Source organism: Hymenobacter sp. BT559 (genome assembly GCF_017571525.1).
GTDB lineage: Bacteria > Bacteroidota > Bacteroidia > Cytophagales > Hymenobacteraceae > Hymenobacter > Hymenobacter ginsengisoli.
The window spans coordinates 77,885-94,489 of sequence record NZ_JAGETY010000012.1 but is presented as its reverse complement, the minus strand read 5'-3'; the positions used below and the strand labels follow the sequence as shown (position 1 = coordinate 94,489).

Annotated in this window: 16 protein-coding genes; 11 read left to right on the top strand and 5 right to left on the bottom strand. The window is 60.7% G+C overall.

The genetic code is table 11. The features are described from left to right. Positions 1–109: 109 nt before the first annotated feature. Positions 110–361 carry a 30S ribosomal protein S20 gene (gene rpsT / locus J4D99_RS16275; RefSeq protein WP_144852434.1) on the top strand — a complete coding sequence of 84 codons (252 nt, stop codon included), beginning with the start codon at positions 110–112 and terminating at the stop codon, positions 359–361. Between the two features lie 330 nt (positions 362–691). Here the strand turns inward: rpsT and pyk are convergent, their stop codons facing one another. After that, positions 692–2,134 (bottom strand): pyruvate kinase, encoded by a 1,443-nt coding sequence (gene pyk, locus J4D99_RS16270; protein ID WP_208132791.1) that lies wholly within the window; start codon positions 2,132–2,134, stop codon positions 692–694. 23 nt (positions 2,135–2,157) lie between these two features. Next, positions 2,158–2,586 carry an IPExxxVDY family protein gene (locus tag J4D99_RS16265; RefSeq protein WP_208132790.1) on the bottom strand — a complete coding sequence of 143 codons (429 nt, stop codon included), beginning with the start codon at positions 2,584–2,586 and terminating at the stop codon, positions 2,158–2,160. 164 nt (positions 2,587–2,750) lie between these two features. Between J4D99_RS16265 and J4D99_RS16260 the strand changes: the two genes are divergently transcribed. The 7 genes from J4D99_RS16260 (at position 2,751) to lgt (ending at position 9,611) form a co-directional block, all read left to right on the top strand. Beyond that, positions 2,751–2,987, top strand: coding sequence for an acyl carrier protein (locus J4D99_RS16260; RefSeq protein ID WP_068229068.1), 237 nt, complete (start codon positions 2,751–2,753; stop codon positions 2,985–2,987). 138 nt (positions 2,988–3,125) lie between these two features. Continuing rightward, positions 3,126–4,382 (top strand): beta-ketoacyl-ACP synthase II, encoded by a 1,257-nt coding sequence (gene fabF, locus J4D99_RS16255; RefSeq protein WP_208132789.1) that lies wholly within the window; start codon positions 3,126–3,128, stop codon positions 4,380–4,382. Between the two features lie 161 nt (positions 4,383–4,543). Then, positions 4,544–5,278 carry a ribonuclease III gene (gene rnc / locus J4D99_RS16250; protein WP_208132788.1) on the top strand — a complete coding sequence of 245 codons (735 nt, stop codon included), beginning with the start codon at positions 4,544–4,546 and terminating at the stop codon, positions 5,276–5,278. Between the two features lie 198 nt (positions 5,279–5,476). Further along, positions 5,477–7,408, top strand: a complete 1,932-nt coding sequence (gene nadE / locus J4D99_RS16245; protein ID WP_208132787.1) for an NAD(+) synthase — start codon at positions 5,477–5,479, stop codon at positions 7,406–7,408. Between the two features lie 187 nt (positions 7,409–7,595). Next, positions 7,596–8,225: an RNA polymerase sigma factor gene (locus J4D99_RS16240; protein WP_208132786.1), complete on the top strand. Its 630-nt coding sequence runs from the start codon at positions 7,596–7,598 to the stop codon at positions 8,223–8,225. Further along, positions 8,218–8,511: a hypothetical protein gene (locus J4D99_RS16235; RefSeq protein WP_208132785.1), complete on the top strand. Its 294-nt coding sequence runs from the start codon at positions 8,218–8,220 to the stop codon at positions 8,509–8,511. The genes J4D99_RS16240 and J4D99_RS16235 overlap by 8 nt, the downstream gene beginning before the upstream one ends. 86 nt (positions 8,512–8,597) lie before the next feature. Further along, positions 8,598–9,611 (top strand): prolipoprotein diacylglyceryl transferase, encoded by a 1,014-nt coding sequence (gene lgt / locus J4D99_RS16230; RefSeq protein ID WP_208132784.1) that lies wholly within the window; start codon positions 8,598–8,600, stop codon positions 9,609–9,611. 76 nt (positions 9,612–9,687) lie between these two features. Here lgt and J4D99_RS16225 read toward each other — a convergent pair whose 3' ends face one another. Continuing rightward, on the bottom strand, positions 9,688–10,566 hold the full coding sequence (locus J4D99_RS16225; RefSeq protein ID WP_208132783.1) for a hypothetical protein: 879 nt from the start codon (positions 10,564–10,566) through the stop codon (positions 9,688–9,690). A 102-nt stretch (positions 10,567–10,668) separates the two neighbouring features. Continuing rightward, positions 10,669–10,881, bottom strand: coding sequence for a membrane protein insertion efficiency factor YidD (gene yidD / locus J4D99_RS16220; protein WP_208132782.1), 213 nt, complete (start codon positions 10,879–10,881; stop codon positions 10,669–10,671). A gap of 205 nt (positions 10,882–11,086) precedes the next feature. Between yidD and J4D99_RS16215 the strand changes: the two genes are divergently transcribed. The 3 genes from J4D99_RS16215 (at position 11,087) to J4D99_RS16205 (ending at position 14,660) form a co-directional block, all read left to right on the top strand. Beyond that, entirely contained in the window at positions 11,087–11,935 is an 849-nt protein-coding gene (locus J4D99_RS16215; protein WP_208132781.1) for a PorV/PorQ family protein, read from the top strand. Between the two features lie 3 nt (positions 11,936–11,938). After that, complete coding sequence (locus tag J4D99_RS16210) at positions 11,939–14,098, top strand: helix-hairpin-helix domain-containing protein (RefSeq protein WP_208132780.1); 2,160 nt, start codon at positions 11,939–11,941, stop codon at positions 14,096–14,098. A gap of 181 nt (positions 14,099–14,279) precedes the next feature. Beyond that, entirely contained in the window at positions 14,280–14,660 is a 381-nt protein-coding gene (locus tag J4D99_RS16205) for a hypothetical protein (RefSeq protein ID WP_208132779.1), read from the top strand. Here the strand turns inward: J4D99_RS16205 and J4D99_RS16200 are convergent. Beyond that, positions 14,657–16,597: a DUF3857 domain-containing transglutaminase family protein gene (locus J4D99_RS16200; protein WP_208132778.1), complete on the bottom strand. Its 1,941-nt coding sequence runs from the start codon at positions 16,595–16,597 to the stop codon at positions 14,657–14,659. The two genes, J4D99_RS16205 and J4D99_RS16200, sit on opposite strands and share 4 nt — an antisense overlap. Positions 16,598–16,605 lie beyond the last annotated feature (8 nt).

Sequence of the window (16,605 nt, the reverse complement as noted above, 5' to 3'; positions counted from 1 at the left end):
TTTTTCTCTTATAAGCGCTGGGATTTCTTAGATTTATTGCTTACCTTTGCCCTCCCAAACGCGAAAACCGCAGCCGTCCGGCTGTCTCTATAGAATTTTCTTTTTTGTCATGGCAAACCATAAGTCGGCTATTAAGCGCATCCGCAGCAACGAAGCGAAGCGCGTACTGAACCGCTACCAGCACAAGTCTACCCGCACGGCTATCAAAAAACTGCGCGGCACTACCGATAAAACGGCTGCTCAGGAGCTGCTGAAGAAAGTAACTTCGATGCTGGACCGCCTGGCCAAGAAGAACATCATCCACAAAAACAAAGCTGCTAACAACAAGAGCAAGCTGACAAAACTCGTTAACGCGCTTTAGCGCGAGACGAGTTTAGCGGGACCGAACTCTGCCGCCCCACCGTTCGGTCCCGCGCTCATCACCAGAAAGCCCCGCTACTGCTAGCGGGGCTTTTTGCGTGGACCGCAGCTTCAAACGGATTGAACAGATTTCGGCGATACGCCTGCTGAAGCGAGTTGACCACGCAGCTAGGTTGTCGCATTAGGCGGATGCTACCGCTGTGTGCGTTCCATCAAGTAAAAAGGCCACCTCTTGCTGAGGCGGCCTTTTTAGTTATAGCAAACCGAAATCAGCGTAGTCAGCCCGCTTTAGCGGGCGTATCTGCGTAATCCGCTTGAATCTGCGGTCAGGTTACGCCACGCTCACTTTCACCATATTGGCCCGGCCGCGCTCGCTGATGGGCATGGTGCCCGTCGTGATGAACACGTTGCCGGTGTTGAGGTGACCGGTAGTCGTCAGGATGTTCTTGATGTCGGCAATGGTGCTATCAGTGCTGTTGAAGCGGTCGTAGTAGAAGCAGCGTACGCCCCACACTAGGCTCAGCACTGTGAGCAGCGGCCGGTTGTCGGTGAAGATGAAGATATCGGCCTTGGGGCGATACTTCGCTAGCTGGAAGGCCGTATAGCCTTTGCCTGTCATGCCCGTGATAACGCGGGCGGCAGTGTTCTTAGCCAAGTGGCAGGAGGCTGACAGAATGCTGTCTTCTACGAAAGTAGGGGCAGCCGAATCAACAGGCCACCACTTGTAGAACAGCTTAGGGCTGCGGCTTTCCACGCTCAGAATAGTAGCTACCATCGAGCGGATAACCTCGGCCGGGTACTGGCCCACGGCGGTTTCGGCGGAGAGCATCACGGCGTCGGCACCATCGATAACGGCGTTGGCTACGTCGCTGGTTTCGGCGCGAGTCGGGCGCGGGGCCGTTATCATGCTCTCCATCATCTGGGTGGCTACGATAACGGGCTTGCCAGCCCTGTTGCACTTCTCAATAATCATCTTCTGGGCCATCGGCACTTCCTCCATCTTCACCTCCACGCCGAGGTCGCCTCGGGCTACCATCACGGCATCGGTGAGGGCGATGATTTCGTCGATGTTGCGCAGGCCATCGGGCGTCTCGATTTTGGCTACTACACGGGTATTCTTGCCGGCCTCCGCAATCAGGTTTTTGATAAAGCGGATGTCTTCAGCTTTGCGGGCAAAGCTCAGCGCCACCCAGTCCACGTCGTGCTCCAGACCGAATTTCAAATCTTCAATGTCCTTCTCGGTCATGCTAGGGGCCGAAACCTCCGAGTCGGGCAGGTTAATGCCCTTGCGGGGCTTTACAAGGCCGCCGTATATCACTTCTACGTCTACCTCCTTGTCGCGGTCAGTGGCGAGCACTTTCAGCTCAATCTTACCATCGTCGATGAGAATCATGTCGCCGGGCTTGACGTCGCGGGCCAGGCCCAGGTAAATCGTGCTCAGGCGCGTGGCCGTGCTGATTTCCTTTTCGCCGCAGATAAGCTTGATTTTGTCGCCACGCTTTATTTCAACGCCGCCGCCTTCTACCTCACCAAGGCGAATTTTCGGCCCTTGCAGGTCTTGCAGCAGGCCCACGTTGGTGCGCATATCCTTATTAAGGCGGCGCACAGTGTTGATTACCGACAGGTGCTCTTCATAAGCGCCGTGCGAGAAGTTGAGGCGAAATACATCGACGCCCTCCCGGATGAGCATACCCAGGCGCTCGTAGGTGTTGGAAGCGGGGCCGACGGTGGCCACGATTTTGGTTTTATTGAAAGACACGGGGGACGGTTGCATGCGGAAAGAGTTAAGCAGCTTGGTTAAAAAATCAGGTTTTCTTTATACTTCAATTCGTTGGGGTCAAACTCGCTGGCGTACTGCACGGCTGGCAGCGCGGTGAGGCGGTCGAGCAGCTCAATACCGGCCCACTCGTCGGCACCGCCCTGCACCTGCAGCAGGTAGTCGTATTCTCTGATATCGGGGGCCAGAAACGGCTTGGCAAGCGTAGAAGGCAGCGCCGCCCGATTGCGCAGCAGGCGCAAAGTAAGCGCCTCCGTGGCGTAGAGGTAGTAGCTGAAAGCTAGAGCACCCTGCTGCACCAGGTTCAGCACAAAGTCGGGCTGGCGCACCAGCCGCATGCGCAAGCCCCGGTTGAGGCTCCAGGCCAGCGTATAGTCGCGGGTGCTCGACACAAGGCCAAACAGGGCGAAGTCGCAGTCGTACTCTGGCTCCAGGGTAAGGGTTTTCATGGGGCAGGGGCGAAATGCAAAGCTACAGCTTTCGGCGGGGCCCTGGCTGCCTCTTTTTGGCGCCAAGCCAAAATATTGTACGCCCCTCGAAGAGGGGTTTCGCGGCGTAGTTGCCAAAAGGTGCGTTACTTTGCAGGCAAGTTTCCCCCTTAACCACGACTGCAATGTCTGAAATCGCCGAAAAAGTAAAAGCCATCATTATCGACAAGCTGGGCGTTGAAGCCTCGGAAGTAACTCCGGAAGCCAGCTTCACCAACGACCTGGGTGCCGATTCGCTCGACACCGTGGAGCTGATTATGGAATTCGAAAAGGAATTCAACGTTAGCATCCCCGATGACCAGGCTGAGAACATCCAGACCGTGGGCCAGGCAGTAAGCTACCTCGAAGAGCACGCTAAGTAGTCTAATTGAAGCCTGGCTGCCATTAGCAGTCTGGCTTAAAAATGCCTATACCGGCCGGCCCGCCGCCGGCCGGTTTTGCTGCTTTACCCCTACCCCTTGTTTCGTTTCTAACTACGCCGCCCACTCGGCGTTTGCCTTATGTCGTCCATCCGCCGCGTTGTCGTAACCGGTATTGGGGCCATCACCCCGCTGGGTAATACTGCCCCTGCCTACTGGGAAGGGCTCGTAAATGGGGTTAGCGGAGCCGCCCCCATCACCCGCTTCGACGCCACCAAGTTCAAAACCCGCTTTGCCTGCGAGGTAAAAAACTACAACCCCCTCGATTATTTCGAGCGCAAGCAAGGGCCTAAGATGGACTTGTTTACACAATTCGCCGTCATTGCTTCTGATGAAGCCATTGCCGACGCCGGCCTGCTGACGGGCGGTGTCGATAAAGACCGCGTAGGTGTTATCTGGGGCTCGGGCATTGGCGGGCTGAAGTCGCTGCAAGAAGAGTGCTTCCAGTTTGAGCGCGGTGACGGCACACCCCGGTACTCGCCGTTCTTCATTCCGCGCATGATTGCCGACTCATCGTCGGGCAACATCTCCATCAAGAATGGCTTTCGCGGGCCCAACTACGTGACCACGTCGGCCTGCGCCTCGTCGAACGACGCGCTGATTGCGGCCTTCAACAACATCCGCCTGGGCCTGGCCGATGCTATCGTGACCGGCGGCTCGGAGGCGGCCATTACCGAATCGGGCGTGGGCGGCTTCAACGCCCTCAAGGCCATGAGTGAGCGTAATGATGACCCGGCCTCGGCCTCGCGCCCCTACGACAAAGACCGCGATGGCTTTGTGCTGGGCGAAGGCGCTGGCGCGCTGGTGCTCGAAGAATATGAGCACGCCAAGGCGCGCGGCGCTAAAATCTACTGTGAGGTTATCGGCGGCGGCATGTCGTCGGATGCCTACCATATTACGGCGCCCGACCCTACGGGCTCGGGCGTAGTGCTGGTAATGCAAAATGCGCTGCGCGACGCAGGCATCAAGCCTGAAGATGTGGACTACATCAACACGCACGGCACGAGCACGCCGCTCGGCGACGGCGCTGAGATTAAAGCCATCGAAACCGTTTTTGGTGAACACGCGCCCAAAATCAACATCTCTTCCACTAAGAGTATGACCGGCCACCTGCTAGGGGGCGCCGGCGGCATTGAAGCGGTGGCCAGCATCTTGGCTATGCAGCACGGCATGGTGCCGCCCACCATCAACCTGCACACGCCCGACCCGGAAATCAACCAAAAGCTGAACTTCACGCCCAACGTGGCGCAGAAGCGCGACGTGAATGTGGCCATCAGCAACACGTTTGGCTTCGGCGGGCACAACACCAGCGTGGTGTTCCGCAAGCTGACCGAATAGGCTTTTACGCCTTACTGCGCCTGATTAAGAACGTCATGCTGCGCTTGCCGAAGCATCTCTACCGAACGATACCCTAGCGGCGCGGTAGAGATGCTTCGGCAAGCTCAGCATGACGTTCTGGTTTATTTTATCAGTACCACTAGCTAACCGCTACTATCAAGATGCCCCTTCCCCTCTTTGGCCTGTTCCGGCGGCTGCTGGGCAGCGATAAACAGTTTCGGCAGGCTGTAGCCACCGTCATCGGCCAAGACCCGCAGAATGCGCGCCTCTACCAACTGGCTTTCACGCACTCGTCGGTGGTGAAGCAGGAACCCGGCGCGGGCCGCCACCAGAGCAACGAGCGGCTCGAATTTTTGGGCGATGCGGTGCTCGGTACCGTGGTGGCTGAGTATCTGTTTAAGAAATATCCCTACGAGCAGGAAGGCTTCCTCACTGAAACGCGCTCGCGCATCGTGAACCGCGAGAGCCTGAACGCCATCGCCCTAAAAATGGGCCTCGACAAGCTGGTGCAGCTCGATGCTACCCAAACCCGCGTGGCCCGCTCGCGCTCAGTCAATGGCAATGCGCTGGAGGCCCTAGTGGGCGCCGTGTACCTGGACCTGGGCTACAAGGCGGCACGCAAGTTTGTGCTTAAAGGATTAATTAAGCCTTTTGTTGACGTTAATAAGCTGACTACTACCACATCTAATTACAAGAGCAAGCTTATTGAATGGGCTCAGCGCAATGGCAAGGAAGTGCGCTACGAGCTCAGCGGCGAGCCCCGGCCGGGCGGCGTGATGGAGTTTACGGCCACCGTGCTACTGAGTGACGAGGTAATTGCCACCGGTATGGGCCTCAATAAAAAGCAGGCCGAGCAGCTAGCCGCCGAGCGGGCACTGGCCGCGCTAGGGGTGTAGCGGCTATTGCTTTACAAAACAACTATCATGGCGGTGAGCCTAGCGAACCGAAGGTCGGCGGAGCCAAGCAATCGCACCCGAACGAAACCTGTACCGCTCGTTCTAGTATCGTTTTGGTGTGATTGCTTGGCTCCGCCGACCTCTGGTTCGCTACGCTCGCAATGACAGTCGCTTTATGTACTCTTTATCTGCTTTTCCATGCGCATTGCCGGAGCCGCCCTCAACCAGATTCCCTTCGATTGGGCCCATAATATTCAGAATATCAGCACGGCCATTGCCCAGGCCAAGGAAGCCGGCGTGGAGCTGCTGTGCCTGCCCGAGCTGTGCCTGACGGGTTACAACTGCGAAGACCTGTTTTTGAGCGATTGGCTGCCGGCGGCGGCGCTGGAGCATTTACAACAGATTCGGCCGCTGACGGAGGGCATTTGCGTAGTCGTTGGCCTGCCGGTGCGGCTAGCCCACCGCACCTACAACACGGCCGCCGTGCTGCGCGACGGTCAGATTCTGGGCTTCGCAGCCAAACAGTTTCTGGCTAATGATGGCGTGCACTACGAAACGCGCTTTTTTGTGCCTTGGGTGGCGGGCGAAACGACAACCGTGGAGCACGAGGGCGAAAGCTGGCCGCTCGGCGACCTTACTTTTGAGCACCAGGGCGTGCGGTTTGGGTTCGAAATCTGCGAGGATGCCTGGCGGCCCGACGATGTGCGACCGGCCTGCCGGCTCGTGGGTAAGGTCGAGTTGATTATCAACCCGTCGGCCAGCCACTTTGCGATGAGCAAGACCGATGTGCGCTACAAGCTGGTGCTCAACGGGTCGCGCAAGTTTAAATGCACCTACCTCTACGCCAACTTGCTGGGCAACGAGGCCGGGCGCACCATTTACGACGGCGAAATTCTGATTGCCCGCAATGGCCACCTGCTTAAGCGTAACCAGTTGCTGAGCTTCAAGGAAGTGGATATGGAATGGGTGGACGTGGACTTCGCGGAGCCGCTCGAAGTAGCCGATGTAATCGTGGCGCTGCCCGAGCCCGACGAGTACCGCGAGCTCAACCAAGCCATGAGCCTGGGCCTTTTCGACTACCTGCGCAAGGCGCGCAGCCGGGGCTTTGTGCTGAGTCTCAGCGGCGGCGCCGACTCGTGCTTCTGCGCCGTGGGCGTGGCCGAGATGGTGCGGCTAGGAGTTGAGGAACTGGGGGTAGAGGAGTTTAAGCGCCGCAGTGGGGCCTTCGATGTGGCCAAAACGGCCGTAACGCAGGCCGGCGCGGGCGGCAAGGCCGAGCAGCAGGCTACAGACGTAGAAAACAAAGCTGCTCCCGAAAACCAGAAGCCGGCCAGTACCAATCAGCAGCTTGTCAACCACCTGTTGACGTGTGCCTACCAAGGCACTGTAAACTCGTCGGACGACACGCTGAACTCGGCAAAGGAGCTGGCCGACAGCATCGGGGCCCGCTTCTTTGACTGGACGATTGACGAGGAAGTAAGCGGCTACGTGGGCAAAATTGAGCACGCGCTAGGCCGTGAATTAACCTGGCAAACCGACGACCTGGCCCTGCAAAATATCCAGGCCCGGGTACGGGCCCCTGGCATCTGGCTGCTGGCCAATGTGCAGAACTGCCTGCTTATCACGACCTCCAACCGCTCGGAGGCCAGTGTAGGCTACTGCACCATGGACGGCGACACGGCGGGCAGCATCTCCCCCATCGCGGGCGTCGACAAGGATTTTGTAAAGAAGTGGCTGCGCTGGGCCCAAACGGCCCTTGGCTACGAAGCGCTGCGCCACGTAAACTCGTTGCAGCCTACCGCCGAGCTACGCCCCCTGGCCGACAAGCAGACCGACGAGCGCGACCTCATGCCCTACGTGCTGCTCAACCGCATCGAGCGGCTAGCCTTTTACGACCGGCTATCGCCGGCTGCCGTGCTAGCCCAGCTCGTGGCCGAAGAGCCGAACTACGAGCCCGAGCAGCTGCGCGCCTATGTGAAGCGCTTTTACCAGCTTTGGAGCCGCAACCAGTGGAAGCGCGAGCGCTACGCGCCTAGCTTCCACCTCGACGACTACAATGTGGACCCGCGCTCGTGGCTGCGCTTCCCCATCCTGAGCGGCGGCTTTGCCGAAGAGCTGGCGGCACTGTAAGTCCTGTTCTTTAACAAATAGTGTTTTTGTTAAATTATTATTGCTGACAGTCAGCATCTTACTAGTAGCACAGACAGGACGGCGCAAGTTTTTAACTACAAGGGCACCTTAGCTTTCGTGGGGCAGACCGGCTGGGCCGCGTTGGCCCCACGAAAGCTTTTTACTGCACTCACCTCCTTGTTTAGCTATGGCGTATTGCCTGCCGTTGCCGGCCACCCTTGCTGAGTCGCCTACCCCTAGCGCGGGCGCCGCCGATACCGAGCTGGTGGCCCAGCTGCAGCAGGGTAGCGAGGCAGCGTTTCGCACACTGGTTGCGCGCTTTCAAGGGCGGGTGTACAGCACGGCTTACTCCCTGCTGCGTTCGGCCGAAGAGGCGGAGGATGTGGCTCAGGAGGTCTTTGTGGAGGTATATCAAACCATCGGCCGGTTTAGGGGTGAGGCCACGCTTAGCACCTGGCTCTACCGGCTGGCCACCTCGCGGGCCTTGCAGCACCGCCGGCGGCAGAACGCCCGCAAGCGCTTCGCCTTTTTTACCAATCTGCTGGGCCTTACCAACGAGGTGCTCCATGAGCCGCCCGACCACGCGCACCCGCAGGCCCTGCTGGAAGGCGTGCAGCAATTGCAGCAGCTATACCTGCACATCGGCCGCCTGCCTGGCCAGCAGCAAGTGGCCTTCACGCTGCGCTACGAGCAAGACTTGCGTTATGACGAAATAGCGGCCGTGCTCGGCACCACTGTGCCAGCCGTCGAATCCTTGCTTTACCGCGCTCGGCACACGCTGCGCCAACACCTTCAGCCCGCTTCTCGCCATGCCTAATCCAGACCTTCGCCCCGGCTCCGATGCGGAGTGGCAGGAGTTGCTAGCCCGCTTGCGGCGCCAGCCCCCGCCCGAGCCCCGGCCATTTTTTTATGCCCGGGTGCAGGCCCGCCTTCAGGCGGAGCGCACCCGGCCCCTACCTTGGCTGGCTAGCTGGCTGCGCCGCCCGGCTTATGTTGTGCTGCTGGCCGCCTTACTGCTTGCCGTCAGCGGCGATGGCACGGCGTTGCGGGCCGCGCCAGTAGCCAGCCACCCGGGGCAGCTATCGCCCACCCCTACCCGCTGATTGTAGGCTAGGCCCCTGCCCTGCGCCGAGCGGCGGCCAGGCGCTGCCCGAAGTTACCTTTGACTCCTCTTTCCTTTTTGCTGCCCATGACTGCACCGCTCGCTTACATTACCTGGAACGTCTCGCCTATTATCGCCGAAATCGGGCCGCTGCTGCTGCGCTGGTACGGCGTGCTGTTTGCGCTAGGCTTCGTTATTGGCTCGTTTGTGCTCACGCACATTTATAAAGAAGAAAACGTGCGGCCGTATTGGGTCGATGTTATCACCTTCTACATGGTGGTGGGCACGGTGCTGGGGGCGCGGCTAGGCCACGTTTTCTTCTACGACTGGCCGTCGTACCGCGAGCATCCGGGCGAGATTCTCAAAATCTGGCACGGCGGGCTGGCCTCGCACGGCGCTACCATCGGCATCTTGCTGGCGGTGTTCATTTTCAGCATGCGCAATAAGTTTGACTACCTCTGGGTGCTCGACCGTATCGTGATTGTGGTGGCCATCGGCGGGGCGTGCATCCGCCTCGGCAACCTGATGAACTCCGAAATTGTAGGCAAGCCGACCGATGTGCCGTGGGCCTTCGTGTTTCCGCGCGATACCGAGCATTTGCAGCGCTATACGCCCGACCAACCACTGCCCACCGGGGCTGTGCTGGTGCAGCGCAGCCAGCTGCCCAATGGTGAGCAAACCACCGAAGTATTGCCCGCCGGCTCCACCCCTAGCGCCACCACCGAAGTGGCCGTGCCACGCCACCCAACCCAGATTTATGAGTCGCTGTTTTGCATTTTCCTACTAGTGCTGCTCTATAGCCTCTGGAATAAATACAAGGAGCGCACACCGCGCGGCCTGCTTTTCGGGCTGTTTGTGGTGCTGCTCTTCAGCTTCCGCATTGGGGTTGAATACTTAAAAGAAAATCAGGTATCCCAAGAAACGGGCATCATCGCGCAGTACCACCTCAATATCGGGCAGCTACTCAGCATTCCGTTCATTCTCATTGGCTTGTGGGTGCTGCTGCGCGCCGGCAAAGACCCCAAGAACCCCTATGGTTACGCCCCGCGCGACCTGGCCGAGGAAGAAGCTGCCGCCCGCGCCGCAGCGGTGAAGCCGTAGGCGGATGCACTAAAGCTTACACATAAAAAAAGCCCGCTGCTTACGTGCAGCGGGCTTTTTTTATGCTCGCCAGGATTTATAAACCGAGCTCGTACACATCACCCTGCTCGGTGGTGATGAGCAGCGTATTCTGGTCTTTGAAAGCCGCGCCTTCGGTTTGCCCGGCGCCTTTCAGGCTGATGTGGCGGGGGCTGGCTTTCAGGATGTCGGCCCAGGAATTACCATCCAGTATAAACAACTCTTGCCGGGCCAGCAGCACGAGGCGGTGGCCGTCGGGCGAGAGCGTGGCATCGGTCACTTCGCCCGGAATGGCCAGCTTGGTAATGAGCTTGGCGGTGTAGCTGCCGGGCTGGTCGGGCACCGTGTACACCTTGCAGGTGCTCTGGGTAGCGCGGTCTTTGGTAAACAAATACACCTGTCCGTCGTGCCAGAGGCTGGCCTCGCAGTCGAAGTTGCGCTCCTGCTTGCTGGGCGGAAACTCAGTTTGGTCGGGGTATTTGAAGTTGATTTTGCCGACCTGACTCGGGGTGGCGGGCCGAAACCGCAGGATGGCCAGGTTCTGGCGGTCCGAGTTGTTGTTGCCGCAGTCGCCCATGTAGTAGTTGCCGCTGTTGTCGCGGCTTAGGCTTTCCCAGTCGTGGTTGGGTGCGCCGAGGGTAAACTGGCCCACCTGCTGGCCGCGGCCATCGACGCGGTACACTACGGGGGGCTCGCCATCGTCGCCAAACGTGAAGTAGGTGCCGGCCTCGGGCGCGGCGCACAGCCCCGAGCTTTCCAGAATGCCCTGCGTGAGCTTGCCCACGCTGCGCAATCCATCGGCAGAGACCTCTTCTTTGTTCTTTTTGTGGCCACCTTTTTTCCCTTTTTTGCCGGGCTTGGCTTGGGCGGCTTCCTGTGGCTGGCCAGCCACGGCTTGTTCGCTAGGGGCCGACGAACAGGCTGCGGTAAGGAGCATTATGCCCACTAGCGGGCGAATAACGAATGGAATACAAAGCATAGGCCTGCGTGTACGGCAAAGGCCGCCCGCATGGTTAAGCTTTCATTATATCTTCAGGCACTAGGGCACCGGGTCGTAGCCCGAGCCGCCCCAGGGGTGGCAACGCCCAATGCGCCGCAGGGCCAGCCGCCCCCCGCGCCACGCGCCATACTTGCCGATGGCCTCGGCCGCGTAGGCCGAGCAGGTGGGCGTGTAGCGGCAGCTAGGGGGGGTAAGTGGCGAAATAAAGAGCTGGTAAAACCGCACCAGCAGCAGCAGTAAGCGACGCAGCATAAGCAGGAAAAGGCGGGGCGAGGCCACAAAGTTCGGTACCGGCTGCCTCAATCATCGGCAGGGGCTTCGTAACTGCCTCTTTTATCCGCAAGACTTGCAATACTTCGTATTCTAAAAAATTTATCAAGCTTATATTTCGACTTTATCCCTTTTAATAGCGCGTATGATAAAATACTTACTATTACTACTTATCAACTTGCTGTTAATGCCAAGCGCTTTGGTAGCCCAGGGCAATGGCCCGGCTGGGCACGGCGGCCGCGCGCAGGCGCTAGGCAACGCCTCGGCCACCCTGGCGGGCGAGGTATGGGCAGCTGCTAACAACCCAGCCGGGCTGGGCACTATCACCAAGCCCACTGCGGGCCTGTACTTTGAAAACCGCTACCTTATCCCGAGCCTGAATGTGGCAGCCGTGGCCGTAGCACTGCCGCTAGGCCCGGTAGAGCCCCTAGCAGCTGGGCAACCGCCCCGCGCCAGCCACGGCGTGCTGGGGCTGGAGGCGCAACGCTTTGGCGGCGTGCTATATAATGAGCTGCGGGTAGGTGCGGCCTACGGCTACCGGCTAGGGGTGATAAACATCGGCGGCCGGCTCGATGCGCTGCAAGTGAGCTTTCAGGACCTGGGCAGCCGGCGCGTACTGGTCGCCTCCTTAGGCGGGCAAGCTGAAATTTTGCCCCAACGCCTCACCTTGGGCGTGCACCTCTACAACCTGGCCCAGGCCCGGCTGGCCGACTACCAGGACGAGCGCGTGCCCACCGTGCTGCGCGCCGGCCTGGCCTACCGCGCCGGCCAGCAGGTGCTGCTACTGGCCGAAGCCGAAAAAGACGTGGAGCGCGACGCTGGCGTGAAAGCCGGCCTCGAGTACCTGCCCACCGCGGCCGTGGCCGTGCGGCTAGGCTACGCCAGCCTCAGCCAGCAGGCCACTGGCGGCGTGGGCCTGCGGGCCGGCGATTTTCAGCTTGACTACGCCGCTGGCTGGCACTCGGCGCTGGGGCTAAGCCAGTACTTCAGCCTGGGCTGGCAGTGGCGCAAAGCGGAAGCGCAGCATCCGGGCTGAGCCATGGAGAAGTACTGCTCCTTGTCGGCCGCTTTCGGCTGCTTAGCCAGTAAGAGCGGCTGGTGGCTTGTACTGCTAGCGTGCGGCCTCGCGCCTGGCTGGGCAGGGGCCCAGGAATACCCACGCCGCGCACCCGATTTTGACCGGCTTGCCCAAGAGCTGTTTGCCGAAATCCAGAGCGACCAGATTCCCTACGAAGACCTCTACGGCACGCTGCTGAATTATTACCAGTCGCCGCTCAACCTTAACACAGCCAGCCCCGAAGAGCTGCGCGCCCTGCCGCTGCTGCGCGAAAAGCAAGTGACGGCCCTGCTTACCTACCGCCGCGCGAACGGCCTGCTGCTGAGTGTGTATGAGCTGCAAGCTGTGCCGGGCTGGGACGTGCGCACCATTGCCCGCGTGGCACCCTTCGTAACGGTAGCCACTAATACCCCCAACTCGGTGCGCGGCCCACTGTGGCAACGCCTTAAAAACGAAGAGAACAACGCCCTGCTGCTGCGCTACCGGCGTGTAGTGCAGCCCCAAAAAGGCTACTCGCCGGTCGATACCTTTCAGGGCCGGCCCACGCTGCGCTACCTGGGCTCGCCCGATGCCGTGGCCCTACGCTACCGCGTGAGCCACGCCCACGACTTCAGCCTGGGCTTCACGGCTGAGAAAGACGCGGGCGAGCCGCTAGCCTGGCGGCCGGGTCAAAACCAGCTCGGACCCGATTTCTTATCGGCCCACTTCGTGCTCTATGAGCAGGGCAAGCTGAAAACACTGGCGCTGGGCGATTATCAATTGCAGTTTGGGCAGGGGCTGCTGCTATCGTCGGGGCTAGCCCAGGGCAAGGGGGCCGAAACCATTACCAGCCTGCGCCGGGCCTCGCTAGGGGTGCGGCCCTACGCGGCGCTGCTCGAAAACACGTTTTTTCGGGGTGCGGCGGCCACCTACCAGCTAGCCCCGCGCTGGGAAGCCACGGCCTTTGCCTCACGCAAAAACATCGACGCCAATGCCCGGCTGGCCACCGACTCGCTGGCGCAGTACGAGGAGTTTAGCAGCAGCTTGCTGCTGACGGGCTTGCACCGCACGGCCACCGAAATTGCCAACCGCCAACGCCTGGCCGAAACCGTAGGCGGCGGTCACCTCGGCTACCTCAGCCCCGATGGCAACCTGGCGCTGGGGGTCACGGCCGTGGGCACGCACTACGGCATGGCGTTTCAGAAGCGCAATGAGCCGTATAATCTCTACGAGTTTCATGGGCAGAACAACCTGGCGCTGGGCGTGCACTACAGCTACGGCTGGCGCAACCTCTTGCTGTTTGGCGAAAGCGGGCGCAGCAGCGGGGGCGGCCTGGGCACCGTGAATGGCCTGCTGGCCAGCCTCGGCCCCAACGTAGACGCCGCGGTGCTGGCGCGCCACTACGATGCCGACTTTCATACCTTTTACGGCAATTCCCTGGGCGAAAACACGCGCACCATCAACGAAAGCGGCTTTTATGTGGGCCTGAAAGTGCGCCCGCTAGCCCGCTGGGAAGTGTCGCTGTATTTCGACCAGTTTAGGTTTCCGTGGCTGCGCTACCGCGTAAGTGCCCCTAGCCACGGCCAGGATGCGCTGCTACGAGTGGCTTTTGCGCCTACTAAAACCAGCCTGCTCTACGCCCAGTACCGGGCCCGCCTCAAGCCGCTCGACCTGCCCGCCAGCCTCAGCGGACGGGCGCTGCCGCTGCCGGGCCAGCAATTGCGCCACTCGGTACTGCTCTATGCCGACGCGCAGCCCACTGCCGGGCTAGGCCTGCGCACGCGCCTGCAAGCCACCTACCTGCGCGCCGACGACGGCATGCCGTGGCGGCGCGGCTACATCCTGAGCCAGGATGCCTCGGTGCAGCTGGCCCGGCGCGTGAGCCTGGCCGGCCTATACGCCGTGTTCGACACCGACGACTACGACACGCGCCAGTATGTTTTTGAGCAAGATGTGCTCTATGCTGTGTCGGTGCACGCGCTCTACGGGCAGGGCACGCGGGCCTACCTTATCCTGCAAGCTTCTTTCAACAAGCATTTTACCTTGTGGCTGCGCTACGCCGACACGCGCTACCGCCACCAGACTACTGTAGGCTCGGGGCTGGAAGAAACTAAGGGTGCGGCCCACTCAGAAGTGACCGCCCAGGTACGCTACCGGTTCTAGAGAATCGAAAAAATCCCTACAAAGCTCGTGCGCTGACGTGCAACAGTTTTCGAGGTACATATGGTAGACCTCGCTCTGGCAATAGCCTCAGCAGTAGCGCCCTAGCAGCAGGTGATTGTCGTACTACGGTGAGCTGCTGCTTTCTCAGGCAGCTTTTTCGTCCTCATCACCTAGTGTTTTTATGGAAAAGCCGATTTCGCGCCGTCAGCATGGCTTTGCTGACTACTCCTACGTACCGCTTACCCTCGCGCTGCCCAAGCTAGCCGGCTTCGAGCACCAAAAGAAAGCGGTGCTGCTCACCCGAATTATCTCGAGCAACGTGCTGCTTTCCACGCTATTTACGCGGGCTGAATGGGGTGTATTCAAAAAAATTCCCTTCAAAACCCACCTTGCCCTCGATGTAGCGATGGGCGTGCTCATCAGCGGAGCGCCCTGGCTGTTTGGATTTTCGCACCACAAAGCCGCCCGCAATGCCTTCCTGGCGTTGGGCGCAACAAGCCTGCTCGCTGGCACGCTCACGCAGCCCGAGGAGATGCCGCTCGACGAGCCTGCTGCCCGCTAGGCGTCAGTTTTCACCAGCACCACTTGGGCATTATCAGCCTGGCTGATTTTACGACGGAAATCGCGGTATTCGCCGTACTTGGCCGCCGGCAGCGTGCCCCCTCCGGGGCGGCGCGTTTCGAGCTGGCGCACGTACTGCAGCGTGCCGTCGGGCAGCGCCGTGCAGGTGCTCGAATATGTACCATAGGCCGTGGTGAACTGCGCAGGCGCCGGCAAGTTTTCGACCTGAAAACCGGTAGGCACGTGCAGGCGCACGGTATCTTGGTATAATGCGGCAGGTGGCAGGGCTAGCGGCGCCTGGCGGGCTCCTACCTGGTTGGGTAGTGCTCCTAGGCGGCCTAGCACATTGGGTTCGAGCAATAGGCGGCGGCCAGCCGCGGTGCCCATACTAGCCAATTCGAGGCCCATTACTTCGACAACACCGGGCAACGCTGGGCCAGGGGCCGGGGCAAGCCGCAGGCTTGTGACCGTGAAATGACTCAGGCGCAAGTGGTTGGATACGTACTTTTTTTGCTCCTCGGGGTCTGCCTCATGCAAGAGCTGGGCATAGCGGTCTTGGGCCAGACCCAAGCGCTGGGTGCGCACCGTAGCCTTGGCACCACCGCTAGGGTCGAGCCAAAGGTCGGTGCGCCGCTGCTGCCGGTTGGCTTGCGCGCCGTAGCGTGGCGTGGCTACCAGGCGGCCGCCCTCCGGGGTGAGCAGCAGGGCGTGCCGGTTGCCCGTGAAGGAGCCCATGTAGCCGAAAGCCTCGGTCTGGCTGGTGCATTCCAGCCAGACCGTATCGGCGGGCGTGGTGCCGTGGCCGGCCAGCGGCAGGCACAAAATAGCGTGGTTGAACTGGCTGCTGGGAAAGCCCGTGCGCACGTCGGCGTGGTCGGCCCCGGCCCCCACCAGCGCCACGTAAGCCGGCAGGCCAGCTGCTTTTAGCAGCGCGCAGGTGTAGTTGCTCAGGGCTTTGCAATCGCCATAGCCGCCGGTGGCTACGGAGGTAGCCGGGCTCGTTTGCCAGCCGCCCAGGCCTAGCTGCACCGATACGTAGCGCGTCGAGCCCTGTAAAAACTCGTACACCTTGCGGGCCCGTTCGCGCGGGTCGGGGCTCGTCACCAGCAGCTGCGCCATCTTGGCCGTAAGGGCGGGCGGCAGCACATCGCGGCCTTTGCCCAGCTCATACACCCACTGCCCCAGGCTTTGCCAGGAGGCAAGCGAGCCGGCGTAGCCCTGCACTTCAAACGTGGCGGGGGCCAGATGCACGGCGGGCAATAGCGCAGATAGCGCGGGCGCCAGGGGCTCTTCCTCCACGGCCGGCGCGGCGGGCAGGCGCCAGCGGTAGGTAGTCTGGCTGCCCGCTACCACGGGCGGGCTAGCTGCCCCAGCGGGTAGCAGCTGCTCTTCGAAGCGCAGCGGCAGGGCAGTGGGCGTGGTCACTTGCAGGGTAGCGCCTTCCAGCGATACGTTTTCGTCGTGCTGCGGCTGCCAGTCGGGGTAGAAGAGCGTGTTCGCCGATGTCACCTCGTAGTCAAACTCCACGGTGTAAGGCGTGGCCGGCTGGCGTAGGTCGGCATAGCGCACCCGCACATCGGTCATGAGGCTGCCACCGGCGCTGCCCAGGCCCTGGTCGTGCACCTCGGCCGGCCGCAGCTGGTGCAGCAAGTTTCCTTGCGCATCGTACACCGCCCCGTGCAAATAATTGATACGGTTCAGGGCGTCGTAATACACCACCTCGCGGCCGTAGTCGTCACTTCCGGCTTCGTCTAGGACGGTTACTACGCGGTGCACCGTTTCTACTAGCTGCCCCGCCGATTTTACCGTCACTACTTTATCGAATGCCCGCACTACGGCATGGGCATTTTCGCGCAAGGCCGGCGCAATAGCATCGGCTGGGTATTTAGGAGCAGGGGGGACTAGCAGCGTTAGCGAGGCAAATACGGGCAGCAGCATACGGCGGC